The sequence below is a fragment of the Rubrivivax albus genome (assembly GCF_004016515.1).
Taxonomy (GTDB): Bacteria; Pseudomonadota; Gammaproteobacteria; order Burkholderiales; family Burkholderiaceae_C; genus Rubrivivax; species Rubrivivax albus.
Map to the genome: position 1 here is coordinate 14125 of NZ_SACT01000005.1, position 19281 is coordinate 33405.

The 19281-nt window shown below is 70.8% G+C and carries 16 protein-coding genes; 11 read left to right on the forward strand and 5 right to left on the reverse strand.

Annotation, left to right across the window (positions count from 1 at the left end; genetic code table 11):
* Positions 1–18 precede the first annotated feature (18 nt).
* Together ENE75_RS15190 and ENE75_RS15195 are read right to left on the reverse strand one after the other, a co-directional pair.
* On the reverse strand, positions 19–1725 hold the full coding sequence (locus tag ENE75_RS15190; protein WP_128199188.1) for a thiamine pyrophosphate-binding protein: 1707 nt from the start codon (positions 1723–1725) through the stop codon (positions 19–21).
* On the reverse strand, positions 1722–2948 hold the full coding sequence (locus ENE75_RS15195; RefSeq protein ID WP_128199189.1) for an MFS transporter: 1227 nt from the start codon (positions 2946–2948) through the stop codon (positions 1722–1724). The genes ENE75_RS15190 and ENE75_RS15195 overlap by 4 nt, the downstream gene beginning before the upstream one ends.
* A 111-nt stretch (positions 2949–3059) precedes the next feature.
* Between ENE75_RS15195 and ENE75_RS15200 the strand changes: the two genes are divergently transcribed.
* Genes ENE75_RS15200 through ENE75_RS15215 form a run of 4 tightly spaced genes read left to right on the forward strand, consistent with a single transcriptional unit; the run spans position 3060 to position 6263 of the window.
* Positions 3060–3935 carry an AraC family transcriptional regulator gene (locus ENE75_RS15200; RefSeq protein WP_128199190.1) on the forward strand — a complete coding sequence of 292 codons (876 nt, stop codon included), beginning with the start codon at positions 3060–3062 and terminating at the stop codon, positions 3933–3935.
* Positions 3936–3958: 23 nt separating this feature from the next.
* A complete protein-coding gene (nadA, locus tag ENE75_RS15205) occupies positions 3959–5065 on the forward strand; it encodes a quinolinate synthase NadA (protein ID WP_128199191.1) in 1107 nt (368 codons plus the stop codon).
* A gap of 12 nt (positions 5066–5077) precedes the next feature.
* Positions 5078–5935 (forward strand): carboxylating nicotinate-nucleotide diphosphorylase, encoded by an 858-nt coding sequence (nadC, locus tag ENE75_RS15210; protein ID WP_128199192.1) that lies wholly within the window; start codon positions 5078–5080, stop codon positions 5933–5935.
* 37 nt (positions 5936–5972) lie between these two features.
* The gene (locus ENE75_RS15215; protein WP_128199193.1) at positions 5973–6263 is read left to right on the forward strand and encodes a late competence development ComFB family protein; all 291 of its coding nucleotides are present in this window, start codon (positions 5973–5975) and stop codon (positions 6261–6263) included.
* Between the two features lie 82 nt (positions 6264–6345).
* On the opposite strand, the gene nadB is transcribed toward ENE75_RS15215, so the two are convergent.
* Positions 6346–7977 carry an L-aspartate oxidase gene (gene nadB / locus ENE75_RS15220; protein WP_128199194.1) on the reverse strand — a complete coding sequence of 544 codons (1632 nt, stop codon included), beginning with the start codon at positions 7975–7977 and terminating at the stop codon, positions 6346–6348.
* Positions 7978–8114: 137 nt separating this feature from the next.
* On the opposite strand from nadB, the gene ENE75_RS15225 reads away from it, so the two are divergent.
* The gene (locus tag ENE75_RS15225) at positions 8115–9317 is read left to right on the forward strand and encodes a hypothetical protein (protein WP_128199195.1); all 1203 of its coding nucleotides are present in this window, start codon (positions 8115–8117) and stop codon (positions 9315–9317) included.
* Between the two features lie 42 nt (positions 9318–9359).
* On the opposite strand, the gene ENE75_RS15230 is transcribed toward ENE75_RS15225, so the two are convergent.
* Together ENE75_RS15230 and ENE75_RS15235 are read right to left on the reverse strand one after the other, a co-directional pair.
* Entirely contained in the window at positions 9360–12326 is a 2967-nt protein-coding gene (locus tag ENE75_RS15230) for an FAD-binding and (Fe-S)-binding domain-containing protein (RefSeq protein WP_128199196.1), read from the reverse strand.
* Positions 12323–13021 (reverse strand): GntR family transcriptional regulator, encoded by a 699-nt coding sequence (locus ENE75_RS15235; protein WP_128199197.1) that lies wholly within the window; start codon positions 13019–13021, stop codon positions 12323–12325. Before ENE75_RS15235 ends, ENE75_RS15230 begins: the two co-directional genes overlap by 4 nt.
* A gap of 92 nt (positions 13022–13113) precedes the next feature.
* Between ENE75_RS15235 and ENE75_RS15240 the strand changes: the two genes are divergently transcribed.
* Genes ENE75_RS15240 through ENE75_RS15265 form a run of 6 tightly spaced genes read left to right on the forward strand, consistent with a single transcriptional unit; the run spans position 13114 to position 19184 of the window.
* Positions 13114–14343: a pyridoxal-phosphate-dependent aminotransferase family protein gene (locus ENE75_RS15240; protein ID WP_128199198.1), complete on the forward strand. Its 1230-nt coding sequence runs from the start codon at positions 13114–13116 to the stop codon at positions 14341–14343.
* 40 nt (positions 14344–14383) lie between these two features.
* On the forward strand, positions 14384–15370 hold the full coding sequence (locus tag ENE75_RS15245) for a TRAP transporter substrate-binding protein (RefSeq protein WP_128199199.1): 987 nt from the start codon (positions 14384–14386) through the stop codon (positions 15368–15370).
* Between the two features lie 4 nt (positions 15371–15374).
* Positions 15375–15926 (forward strand): TRAP transporter small permease, encoded by a 552-nt coding sequence (locus ENE75_RS15250; protein ID WP_128199200.1) that lies wholly within the window; start codon positions 15375–15377, stop codon positions 15924–15926.
* Positions 15923–17206 (forward strand): TRAP transporter large permease, encoded by a 1284-nt coding sequence (locus ENE75_RS15255; RefSeq protein WP_199232320.1) that lies wholly within the window; start codon positions 15923–15925, stop codon positions 17204–17206. The genes ENE75_RS15250 and ENE75_RS15255 overlap by 4 nt, the downstream gene beginning before the upstream one ends.
* Positions 17203–17988, forward strand: a complete 786-nt coding sequence (locus ENE75_RS15260; RefSeq protein WP_128199201.1) for an enoyl-CoA hydratase/isomerase family protein — start codon at positions 17203–17205, stop codon at positions 17986–17988. The genes ENE75_RS15255 and ENE75_RS15260 overlap by 4 nt, the downstream gene beginning before the upstream one ends.
* On the forward strand, positions 17985–19184 hold the full coding sequence (locus tag ENE75_RS15265) for a CaiB/BaiF CoA transferase family protein (RefSeq protein ID WP_128199202.1): 1200 nt from the start codon (positions 17985–17987) through the stop codon (positions 19182–19184). The genes ENE75_RS15260 and ENE75_RS15265 overlap by 4 nt, the downstream gene beginning before the upstream one ends.
* Positions 19185–19281: the final 97 nt, after the last annotated feature.

Sequence of the window (19281 nt, forward strand, 5' to 3'; positions counted from 1 at the left end):
GATTTGGACAAACCGACTTTACCGCCCCCGCTGCCGGGCACTGTCGCGGATGGCCGTGAGCGTCGTGCGGCTGGTGATCACGTCGGTGTCGAGCTTGAGGTGCAGCAGCGCCGGGCGGCCGGCAGCCAGGGCTTCGGTGAAGGCCGGCTCGAAGTCCGCGGTGCTTTCCACCCGCGCCGCGTGCCAGCCGAAGGCGCGGGCAAAGGCGGCGAAATCGGGGTTGAACAGGTCGCTGCCGCTCACCCGCCCGGGGTACTCGCGCTCCTGGTGCATGCGGATGGTGCCGTAGCTGCCGTTGTCGACCACGATGCTGATCAACCGCTTCGCGCCATAGCCGGTGGCGGTGGCCAGTTCCTGGCCGGTCATCAGGAAGTCGCCGTCGCCGGCCACGTTGACCACCGTGCGCTCGGGGTACAGCAGCGCCGCACCCACGGCGGCCGGCAGGCCGTAGCCCATGGCGCCAGAGGTCGGCGCCAGCTGCGTGCGGCCGTGGTGCTGCAGGCCGAAATAGCGTACGTAGCGGTGCAGCCAGCCGCTGTAGTTGCCGGCGCCGTTGGTGTAGACGGTGTCGGCCGGGGCCAGTAGCTGCACGGTCTTCATCACCACCGCCAGGTCCAGCGGCGCCACCGGCGGGGCCTCGTGGTTGGCCACGTAGTCGGCCGCGGCGGCATCGGTCCAGGCGCGCCAGGGCAGTTCCGGCGGCGCCGTCAGCGATTCCAGTGCTTTGGCGGCCGCACTGGGCGCGGCCTGCAGCAGCAGGTCGGCGGCATAGACGCGGCCCAGTTCTTCCGGGCCGGCATGCACGTGCACCAGCTTCTGCGCCGGCTTCGGCGGCGTCAGCAGCGTGTAGCCGCCGGTGGTCATCTCGCCCAGGCGGATGCCCAGGGCGATGATCAGATCCGCCTCGCGCACGCGGGCCGCCAGCTTCGGATTGATGCCGATGCCCACGTCGCCGGCGTACTGCGGGTGGCGGTTGTCGAAGGTGTCCTGGAAGCGGAAGCCGCAGGCCACCGGCAGTTGCCAGTTCTCGGCGAAGCGCTGCAGCGCGGCGCAGCCTTCGGCATCCCAGCCGTTGCCGCCGGCAATGACCAGCGGGCGCTGCGCCTCCAGCAGCATCCGCCGCAGGTCCCGCAGCCCCCCGGGTGCGGGCCAGGCCACGGCCGGCTTCGCCACGGGCAGCACGGGCGCGGCCGTGGGCTGGGTCAGCATGTCTTCGGGCAGGGCCAGCACCACCGGGCCGGGGCGGCCCTGCAGCGCGGTGTGGAAGGCGCGCGCCACGTACTCCGGCACGCGGTCGGGGTCCTGGATCTCGGCCACCCACTTGGCCATGCCCAGGGTGCCGGGTGAGAAGAACTGGCGGTAGTCCAGTTCCTGGAAGGCCTCGCGGTCACGCTGGTCGCTGGCCACCTGGCCGACGAAGATCACCATCGGCGTGGAGTCCTGGAACGCCGTGTGGATGCCGATGCTGGCGTTGGTGGCCCCAGGGCCGCGGGTGACGAAGCAGATGCCCGGCCTGCCGCTGAGCTTGCCCTGCGCTTCGGCCATGAAGGCGGCGCCGCCTTCCTGCCGGCAGGCGATGAAGCGGATCCGCTCGCGGTGTTCGTGGAAGCCGTCCAGCACGGCCAGGAAGCTCTCGCCGGGCACGCCGAAGGCGGTTTCCACGCCCTGGGCGACCAGGGCCTCGACCAGCGCATGGCCGGCGGGACGGGTCGGGTTCGTCGTCATGCCGGCGACTGTACCGCCGGCCGCCGGATGCGCAGCCCCACCAGGCCGGCCGACGCGACGCCGAGCCCCAGCGCAACCGCCGCGCCGACGAAGACGCTGGCCGGCTGGCCATGGTCCATCAGCCAGCCGAACACCGGTGCGGCCAGCGCAAAGCCCACGTCCAGGCCCGAGTACACGGTGCCATACACGCGCCCGGTGGCGCCGGGCGGCGCGGCACGCTTGATCAGCATGTCGCGCGACGGCCCGGCCAGCCCGGTGCCGAAGCCGGCCATGGCCGCCAGGGCCATCGCCAGCGTGCCGGGCAGCGCGCCGCTGGCCACCACCAGCAGCGCCACGGCCGAAGCGCTCATGGCCAGCCCGATGACCCGCTCCAGCCGTTCGGCGCGCGCCACCAGGAAGCCGCCCACCACCATGCCGGCCGCGCCGCAGAGCATGTAGCCGGTGACGACGAAGGCGGTGGCCGCCAGCGGCAGGCCATGCATCGCACCCAGCGCCGGGCCGGCGAAGCTCTGCATCGCCGACAGCGCCGCCGTGCTCCAGAAAAAGAAGCTGAAGCACAGCCACACCGACGGCAGACGCAGAAAGGCCAGCGGATGCTCCGGCGCCAGCGCGGCGGCGCCAGCCGGTTTTTGCCAGGCGCCCTGGCTGTCGTCGATGGCGCCGCGGCCGATCCACAGCGCCACGATCACCAACGCCGCCCAGGCCGCCGCGCCCAGGCAGGCGAGGCGCCAGCTCCCGGTGGCCGACTGCAGGCCGATCAGGAACACCGGCGCAGCCGCCCACCCCAGGTTGCCGGAGATGCCATGCACCGAGAAGGCATGGCCCAGCCGCGGCTGCGAGACGCGCTTGTTCAGCACCGTGAAGTCCGCCGGGTGGAACGGGCAGTTGCCCACGCCGGCCAGCGCCGCGGCCAGCATCAGCGTCCAGAACCCCTGCGCCATCGACGCCGCCACACCGGCACCGACGAAACACGCCAGTGCCGCGAACAGGATGGGGCGCGCGCCCACGCGGTCGACGACGAAGCCCGCCAGCGCCTGGCCGATGCCCGAGATGACGAAGAAGCTGCTGACCAGCAGCCCGAGTTCGGCGTAGCTCAGCCCGAAGTCCCGGATGAACACCGGGAACAGCGGCGGCAGCAGCATGTGGAAGAAGTGCGAAGTGCCATGGGCGACGCCGATCAGCGAGATCGTGGTCAGGTCCTGGCGGCGGCGTTGGGGCGTCATGACCGCACTGTAGAAGGGCGTTCGCCGGCCGCGTTACGATAGAAAGCCAAGTTCTGTCGTAAATCGGCCATGCCTGCCACTGCGCGTTCCGCGGGGTCGCTGCGACGCCGCATGCCGTCGCCCGACGCCCTGCTGCCGCTGGACCCGTTGCGCTATGCACCGACGCCGTTGCGCCCGGTACGCGCCAAGGTGCGGGTGCTGGACACCCAGGCCCGTGTGGTGCCGCACAGCCACCCCTGGGCGCAGGTGGTGTTCTCCACCGCCGGCGTGTGCCGCGTGGAGGCCGAGCAGCACAGCTTCATCGTGCCGCCATCGCGCGCCGTGTGGGTGCCGCCCGGCGTGGAGCATGCGGTGACCGTGGTGGAACGCGCCGAGCTGCGCACCCTGTACCTGCTGGAAGCCGGCGTCGGCCAGGGTCCGGCCCCTCTGGACGGCCACCCGTCCGGAGACTGGACCCGCTGCCGCGTGCTCGAGGTCTCGCCCTTGCTGCGCGAGCTGGTGCCGCAGCTGGCCTCCGACCCGGGCGACGCCCTGCCGCCCGCACGCGAGGCCCTGCTCGCCTGCCTGGTGGCCGACGAACTGGCCCGCGCCCGGCCGGTGCCGCTGGGTGTCGAACTGCCCACCGACAAGCGGCTGCGTGCGCTGTGCGAGGCCGTCATCGACGACCCGCTGCGCCACGACCGCCTGGACGCCTGGGCCGCAGAGGCCGGCGCCAGCGTGCGCACCGTGGCGCGCCTGTTCCGCAGCGAGCTGGGCACGAACTTCGGCGCCTGGCGCCAGCAGGTGCTGTTGGCGCGCGCGCTGGCCATGGCCGCTCAGCGGCGGCCGATGGCGCACATCGCCGCCGAACTGGGCTACGCCAGCGCCAGTGCCTTCAGCGCGATGGTGCGGCGGTCGGTGGGCCTGCCGCCCACGCAGCTGCTGGCCGGCGCCGCGGTGCATCCCCCTGTAGCATCCCCCTCCCCCGCCGCGAACCGTGCGCGCTGAGCGCACGCGGAGACTGCCCCACCATGGAACAAGTGCTCTACGACTACACCCGCCAGGACCACGACGGCGCCAGCTGCACCGCGCACGCCTGGGCCAAGGTGCCCGAGGCCCTGATGCCGCCCGAGCGCGACGCCGCCAAGGCGCGCATCAAGGCGCTGCTGAAGGCGCACGACGCCGTGCTGGTGGCGCACTACTACGTGGACGGCGACATCCAGGACCTGGCGCTGGAGACCGGCGGTTGCGTGGCCGACTCGCTGGAGATGGCACGCTTCGGCCGCGACCACGCCGCGAAGACGCTGGTGGTCGCCGGCGTGCGCTTCATGGGCGAGTCGGCCAAGATCCTCAGCCCGGACAAGCGCGTGCTGATGCCCGACCTGGACGCCACCTGCAGCCTGGACCTGGGCTGCCCGGCCGACGAGTTTGCGGCCTTCTGCGACGCCCACCCCGACCGCACCGTGGTGGTCTACGCCAACACCAGCGCCGCGGTGAAGGCGCGCGCCGACTGGATGGTGACCAGCTCCTGCGCGCTGGGCATCGTCAACCACCTGAAGGACCAGGGCAGGAAGATCCTCTGGGCGCCCGACCGCCACCTCGGCCGCTACATCCAGGAGCAGACCGGCGCCGACATGCTGCTGTGGAACGGCGCCTGCATCGTGCACGACGAGTTCAAGGGCCTGGAACTGGACCTGCTCAAGCGCGATCACCCCGAGGCCAAGGTGCTGGTGCACCCGGAGTCACCGGCCAGCGTGGTGGCCCAGGCCGACGTGGTCGGCTCGACCACGCAGATCCTCAACGCCGTGCTCAAGGGCGACGCGCCGGCCTACATCATCGCCACCGACAACGGCCTGATGCACCGCATCCGCCAGCTGGCACCCGACAAGACGCTGATCGAGGCGCCCACCGCCGGCCGCAGCGCCACCTGCAAGAGCTGTGCGCACTGCCCCTGGATGGCGATGAATGCGCTGCAAGGCATCGTCGCCTGCCTGGAACAGGGCAGCGGCGAGATCCACGTGCCCGAGCCCACCCGCGCCCAGGCCCTGGGCTGCATCGAGCGCATGCTGGACTTCACCGCGGCGCACCCGGCGGTGCTGCAGACACCGGGCCTGGTGCGCAACATCGGTGCGGCCTGAAGCGGAACGAACATGTTCGAACACAACGAGACCCTCGAGGACGCCCGCCAGCGCAACATCATGGAGGCGCTGGCCGAGGACATCGGCCGCGGTGACTGGACCGGCATGCTGGTGCCCGCCGGCCGTCGCGTGCGCGCCCGCGTGATCGCGCGCGAACGCGCCGTGCTCTGCGGCCGCGACTGGTTCGACGGCGTGTTCAAGCGCCTGGACACCAGCGCCCACCTGGACTGGGCCTTCGAGGACGGCGCCTGGACCGTGCCCGACCAGCCGGTCGTCACCATCGAGGCCGACGGCCGCGCCCTGCTGGCCGCGGAGCGCCCGGCGCTGAACTTCCTGCAGCTGCTCAGCGGCACGGCCACGATCACCCGCCGCCATGTGGACGCCGTGGCCGGCGCCAGCCCGCGCGCGCATGGCTGCGCCATCCTGGACACCCGCAAGACCATCCCCGGCCTTCGCCTGGCGCAGAAGTACGCGGTACGCATGGGCGGCGGCCAGAACCAGCGCCTGGCGCTGTACGCCGGCATCCTGATCAAGGAGAACCACATCGCCGCCGCCGGCGGCATCCCGCAGGTGCTGGCCGCGGCCCGCGCGCTGGACGCCGGCGTGGAGATCCAGATCGAGGTCGAGACCCTGGACCAGCTGGCCGAGGCGCTGGAACACGGCGCGAAAAGCGTGCTGCTGGACAACTTCGACCTGCCGCGCATGCGTGCGGCGGTGGCCATGGCCGGCGAACGCGCCGAGCTGGAGGTCTCCGGCGGCGTCGGCATCGAGCAGCTGCGAGACATCGCCGCCACCGGCGTGCACCGCATCTCGATCGGCCGGCTGACCAAGGACGTCACCGCAGTCGACTTTTCGATGCGGGTGGTCTGACGCTCAAGTCGATGCGGAAGCGGCCGACAACCGACGGATGAGCGCCGACTTCACCTCCATCCGCAACCACAACGAGCAGGCGGTGTTTGCCGCCGTGCAGGACGCCACGGACCGCTACCCCGGTCTGGCCGACCGCGAGGACCTGCTGGCCGACGTGGCCTGCGTGGCGCTCAACCGGCTGCAGCCACGCTACATCCGGCACAAGGTGGACCTGGCCTTCTACCAGACCGAGCGCGAGCGGGCCGAGCACGACAAGGCCGTGGCCGACGCGGTGGACTACGCCTTCGGCTTCGTGCAGGCGCGCACCGCAATGCGCGCCAGAGCGTAACGCTCCGACCTTCCCTCCGGTCGCTTCTTCACCGAGGGGGCGCCTTGCGACGAGGCCGGAACCTCACCAGTACGTGAAAGATTCAGCGGCTGCTCTTGGCCGCGCGCGTCAGCACGGTCGGGAAGCTCACCGGCAGCGCCCGCGGGAAATCGCGGCTGAAGTGCAGCCCGCGGCTTTCGTGCCGGCGCAGCGCCGAACGCACGATCAGTTCCGCGTTGACCACCAGGTTGCGCAGTTCCAGCAGGTCGCGGTTGACGCGGAAGCTCGCGTAGTAGTCCTGGATCTCGTCACGCAGCAGCTTGATGCGGTGCAGCGCACGCTCAAGCCGCTTGGTGGTGCGGACGATACCCACGTAGTTCCACATCACGAGTCGCAGCTCGTCCCAGTTGTGCGCAATGACCACCTGCTCGTCGGCGTCCTCGACCTGGCTGTCGTCCCAGCCAGGCAGGCGCGCGGGCGGTTCCACCGCGTCGGTCAGCAAGGCACCAGCGCAGCCGCGGCCGAGCACCACACACTCCAGCAGCGAGTTGCTGGCAAGCCGGTTGGCGCCGTGCAGGCCTGTGTACGTGGTCTCGCCGACGGCGAACAGGCCTGGCAGGTCGCTGCGGCCGTCCAGGTCCGTGACGACGCCGCCGCAGGTGTAGTGCGCCGCCGGCACCACCGGGATCGGCTGGTGCGTGATGTCGATCCCCAGCGCCAGGCAGCGGGCATGGATGGTCGGGAAGTGCTCGCGCAGGAAGGCCTCGCCCTTCTCCGCCACGATGGGCCGGGCATCCAGCCAGACGTGGTCGACGCCGTGCTTCTTCATCTCGAAGTCGATGGCGCGGGCCACGATGTCACGCGGCGCCAGTTCGGCCCTGTCGTCGTGCCCAGGCATGAATCGTTCGCCCACGCCGTCGGCCGCGGGCAGGTGCAGCGTGGCACCTTCGCCGCGAAGCGCCTCGGTGATGAGAAAACTGCGCTCCTGCGGGTGGTAGAGGCAGGTCGGGTGGAACTGGATGAACTCCATGTTCGCCACCCGACAGCCGGCGCGCCAGGCCATGGCGATGCCGTCGCCGGTGGCCGTGTCGGGGTTGCTGGTGTAGCGGTAGACCTTGCCCACGCCGCCGGTGGCCAGCACCACGCCGGCGCAGCGCAGGGTCTCCACGTGGCCGCGGTCGATGTCCAGCGCGTAGACGCCGTGGCAGCGCGGCTCGCCGCCCACGTGATGCTGCGTGATCAGGTCCACCGCCATCCAGCGCTCACGCAGCTCGATGTTGGGGTGAACGCGGGCGCGCGCCAGCAATGCGTCGTGGATGGCCTTGCCGGTGGCGTCGGCCGCGTGCGCGATGCGCCGCACCGCATGGCCGCCCTCGCGTGTGAGGTGCAGGCCCAGCGGGCCGGCCGGGTCGTGCGTGAAGGGCACGCCCGCCTCCACCAGCCAGGCCACCGCCTCGGCGCTGTGGCGCGCCACATGGCGGGCCGTGTCCTCGTCGACCAATCCGGCGCCCGCTTCTTGCGTATCCCGGACATGCGACTCGATGCTGTCGTCCTCACCCAGCACGCCGACGATGCCACCCTGGGCCCAGGCCGTGGCGCCTTCGTCCAGCCGCCGCTTGGCCAGCACGATCACCCGGCGGTGTGCCGCCACGTCCAGCGCCACCGTCAGGCCCGCCAGGCCGGCGCCCACCACCACCACCGGCGCGTGCGCGCAGGTTTCGTCTCTTGTTGTCATGAGTGGGCAGGAGTCCGCAGAAATGAAGGGGTCGGGGTATGCCTGAAGTTCATTCTAGAAGTGGCGTCGACCAACCGAAGGGGGATGCCATTTGGCAGCGGCCTGCCTATCATCCCCCCCAAACAAGGGGGGTCAGCATGAACGATGTTTCCAATGCCGCGCGGGGTCAGGCCAACCGCGATGACCTGCTCTCGCCGGCCACGCAGATCGTGCGCAACCGCGCCGACTACCTGGGCGAAGGCCAGGACGACGTCGGCCAGCGCATTGCGGACGACAAGCTCGAGCTGTTCGTCGCCGTCGATCCGGCACAGGCCATGCTGCAGCAGTTCGCCGCGCTGCAGCCGGAGTTCATCGCGCTGCACGACGTGGGCAGCAGCCAATCCCTGCGCCTGCTGGGTGCCATTGCTGGCGCCTTGAACACGCGCGTGCAGACCCTGTCCATCCGCCGCCAGGGCCACGGCGTGGCGCTGGCGGTGTTGCCGTTCGTCGAACTGCCCGGCCGCGGCAACCAGCATCTGCGCGTATACAGCACCGACATCGACACCGATTCGCAGTCCCGCAAGCAGCTGGCCTCCGTGCTGCTGGGGCACGCACGCCTGGGCGTGCTGCTCGTCGGCGAGATGCCCGGGCATCTGCTGACGGGTGCCCTGCAGCCGGTGCGCGAGGCCGTGGTCCGCGGGCCGTGGCCAAACCGCGACCTTCTGATGGTGCCGTTGGGTTCGCCCGGTGCGCTGGCAGCCCAGGCCGCCGCCATCAACGGCCCTCGGGGCCTGAACGTCCGTGTGACGCCGCAGGCTGCGTCGTCGAACGACGCCTGGGGCTACGTCACCGGTGCCTGGAACCGCTTGCGCGAGTCGTCGGCGCCTGCCGCCAAGGCCCCGCTGGCGCAACGGCCGATGCCGTCCAGCACGTCGGAAGCCCCGACCGAGGCCATGCCGCTTCCGGGCGCCGAACCCGACCCGCAGGACCTCAGGGCGGGCCGCTGGGCCGACTACCTGCGGGCATGCCAGGCCATCAAGGGCCTGGTCAGCGCCTGCGTCTTCGAGGCCCGTAGCGGCCACCCCCTGGCCCACTGCGGTGCCCGCCCGGACGCCCGTCATCTGGTGACCGAAGGACTGAAGCTCTTCAATGCGATGGCCGAGTGTGGCCGCGGCCTGGGCCTCGGGCCGTCGCAGCCCGATGCGGCGATCACGCTGACGGGCCACCACCTGCTGATGCACCCGCTGCCAGGCCATCCGGGCATCGTGATGCACGCCGTGCTCGACGCCAGCGTGGCCAACCTGACGCTGGCGCGCATGCAACTGCAGCGCGTCGACACGGCGGTACTGGGCGAGCACTGACCCGTCGGCGACCGGCAGGCGAGGCGGGCGCCGGGCCGGTGGTCAGGCCAGGTGCTGCGCCAGAACGCGCGCCACGTGCAGCGCTTGGCGCTGCGCGCCGTCGGCGATCTGGTGCCGGCAGCTGGTGCCGTCGGCCACGATGATCGCCTCGGGCGCCGCACGCACGGCCGGCAGCAGGGCCGACTCGGCCATCTGCATCGACACCTCATGGTGCACCGCCTCGTAGCCGAAGGCACCGGCCATGCCGCAGCAGGAGCTCTCGATGGCCTGCACGTCGGCTCCGGGGATCAGCTTCAGCACCTCGAGCACGGGTGGCATGGCGCCGAAGGCCTTCTGGTGGCAGTGGCCGTGCACGCGGATCGGCTGGGTGGCCGCTTTCAACGTCGGCGCAAAGCGGCCAGCACGGTGCTCCAGCGCCAGGAACTCCTCCAGCAGCAGCGCCCGGTCGGCCTGCCGCTGCGCCGCCGGGCCCAGGCCCATGACGAGGAACTCGTCGCGCAGGCTCAGCAGGCAGGACGGCTCCAGGCCAACGATGACGATGCCGGCGTCGACAAAGGGCGCGAAGGTGTCCAGCAGCGCGCGGGCGCGCACCTTGGCCTCGTCGGCCAGGCCGGCGGCCAGCAGCGTGCGGCCGCAGCAGGGCGACCGCCCGTCGGCCTGCCGCGCCACGTGCACCGCATAACCCCCGGCCTGCAGCACGCGCACCGCATCCACGGCGTTCTCGGTCTCGAAGGCACCGTTGAAGGTGTCGACGAACAGCACCACGCCCTTGCCGTGCTTCGCGGCGGCCAGCACCTCGTCGCGGCTGGCGAGCTTCAGCGTGGGCGCGGCAGCCTCGAAATCGTCGGCGCGGAAGCGCGGCAGCGAGCGTTTGGCCGACAGCCCCAGCCAGCGCTCCGACAAGGCCGCGGCGCCCGGCACCACATCACGCAGGTTGAACAGCCACGGCAGCCGCCGGCCCCAGCGCGCGATCTCCGGCAGCCGGGCCACCAGGCGGTCCTTCATCGGCACGCCGTGGGTGCGGGCCCGCTGGGCGGCGACCTCCAGCTTCATCTTGGCCATGTCCACGCCGGTGGGGCAGTCGCGCCTGCAGCCCTTGCAGCCCACGCAGAGGTCCAGCGCCTCGGCCACGGCGTCTGACGTCACGCCGCCCTCGATCTGCCCCGACAGCGCCAGCCGCAGCGTGTTGGCGCGGCCGCGCGTGAGGTGCTGCTCGTCACGGGTGACGCGGTAGCTCGGGCACATGGTGCCGGCGTCGAACTTGCGGCAGTGCCCGTTGTTGTTGCACATCTCCACTGCCTTGGCCAGGCCGCCGGTGGTGTCGCCACCGGTGCCGGGTGCCGTGGTCCGCTCGGTGACGGGGTCGTTCTGCACGTCCCAGGCCGACCAGTCGAACACCGGCGTCAGCGGGATGGTGCGGTAGCTGGGCGGGAAGCGGAACAGCGCCGCATCGTCCATCTTCGGCGGGTCGACGATCTTGCCCGGGTTCAGCAGGCCGGCCGGGTCCAGGTGCTGCTTGATGGCGCGGAAGGCCTCGTCCAGCTTCGGGCCGAACTGCCAGCGGATCCACTCGCCGCGGCACAGGCCGTCCCCGTGCTCGCCGCTGTAGGCGCCCTTGAACTTGCGCACCAGGGCCGCTGCTTCCTCGGCGATGGCGCGCATCTTCACGGCGCCGTCGCGGCGCATGTCCAGGATGGGCCGCACGTGCAGCGTGCCCACCGACGCATGCGCGTACCAGGTGCCCCGCGAGCCGTGGCGTGCGAAGACCTCGGTCAGCGCGTCGGTGTACTCGGCCAGGTGCACCAGCGGCACGGCGCAGTCCTCGATGAAGCTCACCGGCTTGCCGTCGCCCTTGAGGCTCATCATGATGTTCAGGCCGGCCTTGCGCACCTCCCACAGCGCCTTCTGTGCTGCCTCGTAGGGCATCTCGACCACACTGCCAGGGAGACCCAGGTCGCCCATCAGGGTCACCAGCGCGGCCAGCTGCTTCAGCAGCACGGCGCCGTCGTCGCCGCTGAACTCGACGAGCAGGATGGCCTCGGGCTGGCCGATCAACGCGGTCTCGATCACCGGCCGGAACGCGGGGTTGGCGCGCGCCAGCTCGATCATCGTGCGGTCCACCAGCTCCACCGCGCTCGGGCCCAGCGTGACGATGTGCTGGGCCGAGTCCATGGCCGCGTGGAAGCGGGTGTAGTTCACCACGCCCAGCACCTTGTGCTTCGGCAGCCGCGCCAGCTGCAGGTGCAGCCGCCGCGTGACGGCCAGCGTGCCCTCGCTGCCCACCAGCAGGTGCGCCAGGTTGACGCTGCCGTCGCCGGTGTAGGGGCGTTCGCTGCGCGGGTGGAAGATGTCCAGGTTGTAGCCGGCCACGCGGCGCAGCACCTGCGGCCAGTGGGCTTCGATCTCGGCGCGGTGGGTGTCGGCCAGGCCGCGCACGAAGTCGGCGATCGCGACGGCATCGCCACTGAGCCGGTCCACCGGCCCGAAGTGCAGGCGGCGGCCGTCGGCCAGCCAGGCGTCGATGCCGCGCACGTTGTGCACCATGTTGCCGTAGGCGATGCTGCGCGAGCCGCAGGAGTTGTTGCCCGCCATGCCGCCCAGCGTGGCCTGCGCGCTGGTGGAGACGTCCACCGGATACCAGAGGCCGTGCCGCTTCAGCTGCGCGTTCAGATGATCCAGCACCAGGCCGCCGTCCACCTCGGCTGTCATGCCGTCCACGTCTACCGCGTGCACCTGGCGCAGGTGCTTGGTGAAGTCGATCACCAGCGCGTCGCCCGTGGTCTGGCCGCACTGCGAGGTGCCAGCACCCCGCGGCAGCACCGGCGTGCCGGTCTCGCGTGCGATGGCCAGCGCGGTGGCCACGTCGTCCTCGGTGCGCGGCACGAAGACGCCGCGCGGCACGATCTGGTAGATCGACGCGTCGGTGGCGTAGCGGCCGCGCGAGGCGGCGTCGAACAACACCTCGCCCGCGGTCTCCCGCTGCAGACGCGCCGCGAGTTCGCCGTTCATGCCACCCCCTGCTGCAGCAACTCCAGCACCGCGTCGCGCTTATGGTTCAGGTGCTGCACCATCAACGCGCGCAGGCCCGCGGCGTCGCGCGTGGCCAGCATGTCGATCATGGCCTCGTGTTCCTTGACCGCGCGCTGCCACTTGCGGTCGTCGAAGTTGGAGCGGAAGCGCAGCGCCTGCAGGCGGGCGTTGACGGTGCGGTAGGTCTGCTGCAGCACCGGGTTGCGCGCCGCGGCGTTGATGGCGTCGTGGATCTGCGCGTTCAGCCGGTAGTAGCCCGACAGGTCGCGCCGCGTGAACGCGGCCAGCATCTCGTAGTGCAGCGCGCGCACCTCGGCCAGTTCGGCGTCGGTGATGCGCTGCGCCGCCAGTTCGCCGGACTGCGCCTCCAGCCCCGCGATGACCTCGAAGGTGTGCGCCACGTCCTGTGCCGAGAGCTGCACCGCCACCGCGCCGCGGTTGGGCAGCAGTTCCACCAGGCCCTCGGCCGCCAGCGTGCGGATGGCCTCGCGCAGCGGCGTGCGCGAGACCTGCAGCCGCTCCGACAGCTCGCGCTCGTTGAGCTTGGCGCCGGGCGCAATCACGCCCTCGACGATCAGCCGGCGCAGGCGCCCGGCCGCGGCCTCGTGCAGCACCTGGCGCGGGATCGTGATCGCGTCGTCGAGGTCGCTCGCAGGGTTTTCCCTTGTTTGCATGCAAATCCGAATCGAGTTCAGCCGTAGTCTACGACGCAACCCGATTGACAAAGGCATTTTGTATGCAAAACTGAATCGCATTGGAGCCTTGCATGCTGACCCTCGACCACCACCCCAGCGGCCGCCACTTCCTGCAGATCCCGGGTCCCAGCCCGGTGCCGGACCGCATCCTGCGGGCGATGAGCCTGCCGACCATCGACCACCGCGGCCCCGAGTTCGGTGCACTCGGCCTGAAGGTGCTGGCCGGGCTGAAGCAGGTGTTCCAGACCGAACATCCGGTGGTCGTCTACCCGGCATCGGGCACCGGCGCCTGGGAAGCGGCACTGGCCAACGTGTGTTCGCCGGGTGATCAACTGCTGATGGTGGAGACCGGCCACTTCGCCACGCTGTGGAAGAAGCTGGCCGAGCGCCTGGGCCTGCAGCCCGAATTCATCACCCTGCCCGGCACCTGCGCGCAGACCGGCCTGCCCAACGCCTGGCGCCACGGCGTGCCGGCCGAGCGCATCGCCGAGCGCCTGAAGGCCGACACCGGCCACGCCATCAAGGCCGTGTGCGTGGTGCACAACGAGACCTCCACCGGCGTCACCAGCGACATCGCCGCCGTGCGCCGCGCCATCGACGCCGCCGGCCACCCGGCGCTGCTGATGGTGGACAGCATCTCCGGCCTGGCCAGCGCCGAGTTCCGGCACGACGCCTGGGGCGTGGACGTCACCGTCAGCGGCTCGCAGAAGGGCCTGATGCTGCCGCCGGGCATCAGCTTCAACGCCCTGTCGCCCAAGGCGCTGGCGGCGGCCCGGACGGCCACGCTGCCCAAGGCCTTCTGGGCCTGGGACGAGATCGTGGAGATGAACCAGAGCGGCTACTGGCCCTACACGCCCAACACCAACCTGCTCTACGGCCTGCACGAGGCGCTGGACATGATCCTCGGCCAGGGCCTGGACGTGATCTTCGCGCGCCACCAGCGCTGGGCCGCCGGCGTGCGCGCCGCGGTGCAGGCCTGGGGCCTGCCCATCCAGTGCGCCGACCCGGCGGTGTACTCGCCGGTGCTCACCGGCGTGGTGACTCCCGAAGGCGTGGACGCCGACGCGCTGCGCAAGCTCATCCACACGCGCTTCGACCTCTCGCTGGGCACCGGCCTGGGCAAGGTCAAGGGCCGCATGTTCCGCATCGGCCACCTCGGCGACTGCAACGACCTCACGCTGATGGCCGCGCTCTCGGGCTGCGAGATGGGCCTGAAGCTGGCCGGCGTCCCGCTGGCCGGCAGCGGCGTGGCCGCTGCGATTGCGCATTTCGCCGCACACCCGGCGCCGACCGCAGGCTGAACGCCTTTCCTTCTTCCACGACGACACAGGAGACACCACCATGCCGATCCGCCGCACCCTGCTGGCCGCCGCCGCCCTCGGCGCCCTGGCCGCCGCCCTGCCCGCCCACGCGCAGATGGAGCTCAAGCTCGGCCACGTCGGCGGCCCGGGCTCGTTGTTCGAGCTTTCGGCCAACGAGTTCGCGCGCATCGCCAACGAGAAGCTGGCCGGCAAGGCCAAGGTGGTCACCTTCGGTTCCAGCCAGTTGGGCGGCGACCGTGAGCTGATGCAGAAGCTGCGCCTGGGCACGGTGGACTTCGCGATCCCCTCCAGCGTGATGTCCAGCGAGGTCGACGCCTTCGGCATGTTCGAGATGCCCTACCTGGTGAAGAACCGCCAGCACATGCAGAAGATCGAGGCCGAGGTGGTCTGGCCGTCGCTGGCGCCGCTGGCCGAGGCCAAGGGCTACAAGATCCTGGCGGTGTGGGAGAACGGCTTCCGCAACATCACCACCAACACCAAGCCCATCGTCAAGCCGGCCGACCTGGCCGGCATGAAGCTGCGCGTGCCGCAGGGCAAGTGGCGCGTGAAGATGTTCCAGGCCTACGGCGCCAACCCCAGCCCGATGGCGCTGTCGGAAGTCTTCGTGGCGCTGCAGACCGGCGTCATGGACGGCCAGGAGAACCCGCTGACGCAGATCTACTCCAGCAAGTTCCAGGAGGTGCAGAAGTTCCTGTCGATGACCGGCCACGTCTACACCCCGGCCTACCTGGTCAGCGGCGCACGCCGCTTCGGCAGCCTGCCGGCCGACGTGCAGGCCGCCCTGGCCGCCGCGGCCAAGGAGACGCAGGCCTACGTCTACGCGCAGGCCGCCAAGCTCGACGACGAACTGCTGGCCAAGATCAAGGCCGCCGGCGTGCAGGTCAACGAGGCCGACAAGGACGCCTTCATCGCCGCCAGCAAGGCGGTGTACGAGGAGTACGCCAAGGAGGTGCCGGCCGGCGGCGCCCTGGTGGACAAGGCCATCGCGCTCGGCAAGGGGATGTGATTCCGTGACCCTGCTGCGCACCGCCTTCGAGCGGGCGCTGACGGCCTTCGTGATCTTCCTGCTGGCGCTGCTGGCGGTGGTGATCCTGGTCGGCGTCGCCTGCCGCAAGCTCGAGATCCCGCTCGTCTGGTACGACGAGGGCGCGTCCATCATGCTCGCCTGGCTCACCTACTACGGTGCGGCGCTGGCGGCGCTCAAGCGCGCCCACATCGGCTTCCCGGGCCTGGTCAACGCCATGCCGCCGCGGCTGCGCGTGGCGGCGGTGCTGTTCGGCGAGGCCTGCGTGATCGGCTTCTTCGGCCTGCTGACCTGGTTCGGCGTGCAGGTGCTGCAGATCCTGGAAGGCGACACCATGGTCAGCCTGACCTGGGTGCCCACGCAGTTCACGCAGTCGGTGATCCCGATCGGCGGCGCGCTGTTCATCGTGGCGCAGCTGCTCAGCCTGCCCGAGGTGCTGCGCCAGGCCCGCGGCGCCGGCATCGTCGACCACGAGCAGGCCCCCGTGGCCGAGGTCATGCAGCAGGGCGAGACCGCCGTCGAAGGGCGTGCGCGGTGATCGTCGCCTTCATGTTCCTGGGCCTGGTGGGCCTGATCCTGCTGAACGTGCCCATCGCGGTGTCCCTGGGCATCGTGGCCATGGGCGCGATGAGCTGGTCCGGCGGCTTCGACAGCCTGCTGAACTCGGCCATCGTGATGTTCAGCGGCGCCACCAGCTTCCCGCTGCTGGCCATTCCGCTGTTCATCTTGGCCGGCGCCATCATGAACTCGTCCAGCCTGTCGCGGCGGCTGATCGCCTTTGCGTCGGCGCTGTTCGGCTTCGTCAAGGGCGGGCTGGCGATGATCAACATCGGCACCTCGATGTTCTTCGCCGAGATCTCCGGCTCGGCGGTGGCCGACGTGGCCGCGATGGGATCGATCCTGATCCCGGCGATGAAGAAGAAGGGCTACCCCAAGGAGTTCGCCGCCGCCATCACGTCCAGCTCGGCCACGCTGGCGGTGATCATTCCGCCGTCGATCCCGATGATCCTGTACGCGGTGATGGCCGATGCCTCGGTGGTGCAGATCTTCGTCGCCGGCATCATCCCCGGCATCCTGGGCGGCGGCGGCATGATGGCCCTGGCCTGGTGGTACGCGAAGAAATACAACTACCCGGTGGAGGAGGTCTTCAACTGGAAGCGGGTGAAGTCCACCTTCAAGGACGCGGCCTGGGCCTTCCTGCTGCCGCTGATCATCCTGGGCGGCATCTTCGGCGGCGTGGTCACCGCCACCGAAGGTGCAGCGCTGGCGGTGCTGGCGGCACTGTTCATCGGCGGCGTGATCTACCGCGAGCTGGACTGGAAGCACCTGTACGCCGCCATGATGGACGGCGCCATGCAGACCGCCACCGTGATGCTGCTGGTGGCCGCGTCGGCCCTGCTGGGCGTGTACCTGACGGAGCAGCAGATGCCGCAGCAGCTGGCGGCCTGGATCTCCGGGCTGACCAGCGACCGCACCGCGGTGCTGATGATCCTGAACGTGTTCTTCCTGATCATCGGCCTGTTCCTGCACTCGGCGGCGGCCATCATCCTGGTGGTGCCCATCGTCATGCCGCTGGTGCACAAGGTGGGCATCGACCCGGTGCACTTCGGCCTCATCGTCACGCTGAACCTGGGCATCGGCCAGCAGACGCCGCCGGTGGCCAGCGTGCTGATGGCCAGCTGCTCCATCGCCAAGGCCGACATGTGGGCCGTCACGCGCGTGAACCTGCCCTTCATCGGCGTGCTGCTGGCGGTGCTGATGCTGGTGACCTACGTGCCGGCGGTGCCGATGTCGCTGGTGCAGCTGTTCTACCGATGAGTGACGAGTTGATCCTGTGCGCGCGAGACGAAGGCGGCATCGCCACCGTCACGCTGAACCGGCCGGACAAGCTCAACGCGATGACCCGGCCGATGTGGCAGCGGCTGGGGGCGCTGATGCGCGAGCTGTCCGCCGACGGGTCGCTGCGCTGCGTGGTCATCCGCGGCGCGGGCGGCAAGGCGTTTTCGCCGGGCAACGACATCGGCGAGTTCGCCACCACCCGCAGCAACTTCGAGCAGGGCAAGGCGTATGGCGCCATCCTGCACGGCGCCCTGGGCGCGATCGCCGAGTGCCCGCACCCCGTCGTGGCGCTCATCGAGGGCATCTGCGTGGGCGGCGGGCTGGAGATCGCGGCGCTGTGCGACCTGCGCATCTGCGGTGAGAGCAGCCGCTTCGGCGTGCCGATCAACAAGCTGGGCCTGGTGATGGCGCACGCCGAGCTGGCGGCGCTGGTGCAGCTGGCCGGCCGCGCCACGGCGCTGGAGCTGCTGCTGGAAGGCCGCATCGTCGGCGCCCGCGAAGCGCTGGACAAGCAGCTGGTGCACCGCGTGGTGGCCGACGATCAGGTCGAGACCGAGGCCTACGCCACGGCCCGCCGCATCGCCGCCGGCGCGCCCCTGGTGGCACGCTGGCACAAGCAGTTCCTGCGGCGGCTGGCGGTGGATGCGCCCTTGTCGGAGGCGGAGCGCGATGAAGGCTTCCGCTGCTACGACACCGAGGACTTCCGCATCGGCTACCGCGCGTTCCTGGACAAGACGACGCCGGAGTTCATCGGCCGATGACCGGCCCGCTGGACGGCGTCGTCGTGCTGGAGCTGGCCCAGATCATGGCCGGCCCCACCTGTGGCAGCCTGCTGGCCGACCTGGGCGCCGACGTCGTCAAGGTCGAGAAGATGCCCGGCGGCGACGACACGCGCCGCTACGCCGAGCCCAGCGTGAACGGCGAATCGGCGGCCTTCATGATGATGAACCGCAACAAGCGGGGCATCGCGCTGGACCTCAAGACCGAAGGCGGGCGCATGGTGCTCAAGCGCCTGGTGCAGCGTGCCGACGTGCTGACCGAGAACTACCGCCGCGGCGCGCTCGACCGCCTGGGCCTGGGCGTGGCCGACCTGCGGGCCCTCAACCCGGCGTTGATCTACTGCTCGATCTCCGGCTACGGCCGCACCGGCCCATCGGCCGACAAGGGCGGCTTCGACCTCATCGCCCAGGGCGTCTCCGGCCTGATGAGCATCACCGGCGAGCCTGGCCGGCCGCCGGTGAAGGTGGGCAGCCCGGTGACCGACCTCAACGCCGGCATCCTGGCCGCGCTGGGCATCGTCAGTGCCTACGTGCACCGGCTGAAGACCGGCCAGGGCCAGTTCGTCGACACCTCGCTGCTCGAGGCCGGCATCCACCAGACGGCCTGGCAGGCGGCCATCTTCTTCGCCACCGGCGAGCCGCCCGGCCCCGGCGGCTCGGCGCACGTGATGGCCGCGCCCTACCAGGCCTTCCCCACTGCCGACGGGTACATCACCATCGGCGGCGCCAACCAGGCGAACTGGGAGCGCATCGCGAAGCTGGTGGACGCGCCGGAGCTGATCGCCGACCCGCGTTTCGTCGACAACACGGCGCGCATGGCCAACCGGGACCAACTCGCTTGGCTGCTGGGCGAACACCTGAAGCAGCGGCCCACGGCCGAGTGGCTGACCCGGCTGGACGAGGCCGGCATCCCGGCCGGGTCGATCCACGACATCGAGGCGATGGCGAACGACCCGCAGACGCTGGCCCGCGAGATGGTGGTGGACCTGCAGCACCCGGTGGCCGGCGCGACGAAGGCGCTGGGGCTGCCGATCAAGCTGGGCGCGACGCCCGGTGGCGTGCGGCGGCCGGCGCCGACCTTCGGGCAGCACACACGCGAGGTACTGCGCGAAGCCGGGCTGGATGACGCCACCATCGATGACCTGCACGCGCAAGGAGCCGTCCACGCGCCAGCCTGAGGTGCACGCGGCGTCGTCCGGGCCCACAGCGCAGGACGCTGCCAGCTCGGACAAGCCACGCTTGCGCCCTGCGCCCGGCCAGATGCCGGCGTCCTCA